At 43.0% G+C, this 604-nt stretch carries 1 protein-coding gene; it reads right to left on the bottom strand.

What is annotated here, in order from left to right:
- Window positions 1-186: 186 nt before the first annotated feature.
- On the bottom strand, window positions 187-604 hold a 418-nt coding region (locus R7Q11_RS27675; protein WP_225467171.1), incomplete at its 5' end, for a class I SAM-dependent methyltransferase.

The following is a 604-nucleotide window of genomic DNA, read 5'->3' as shown; positions in this document are numbered from 1 at the left end:
AGGCACGTAAAAGAGTTCGGTTCAATTAGCGATTTGGACCTATGTAAAATCTTCGGAGAAACAATTTGGAGTGATGGAAGGGAATACCATTCAGCCGCGTTCTCATTTAAGGTTGATAGACAAACTGGTGACTGTAAGATCTCACAGTACAAACACCAATAAGGCTTAAAAGTTTATGAAGCGGAGTTAGGAAACTGGCTCCGCTTTTTTGATCATGACAATCGTGAAGTCGTGGTCGGAGTAACCCTCGATTAATTGTGCATCTGGGCATAGCCATCGGCAATAGCGCAACACCCCCACTTTGTTATGCGATTCTAGCATTCTCATGCTCGGCAGCTTTTCTTCATCGAGTAAGTTAAACACACAGCCTATTCGAGCCGCTCGATACATCTTCTCAATCATTTCAATCGTATGATTGGCATTGCTCGATTTGTAGTTTAATGAACCTGACGCAAACACATAATCACTTTGAGGAAGAACAAGCTTAGCAAAGTCGCCACAAATGAAATTAACAGGCGTTTTAAAGGCTCTCTTTCTGGCCTTTGTGATGAACTGCTTCTGCTGATCAATGCCGACATAGCGCGCTGGATATTGATTCTGGCTC

This window comes from Vibrio sp. 970, assembly GCF_033339075.1.
This window is presented reverse-complemented; position numbering and strand designations above follow the sequence as displayed.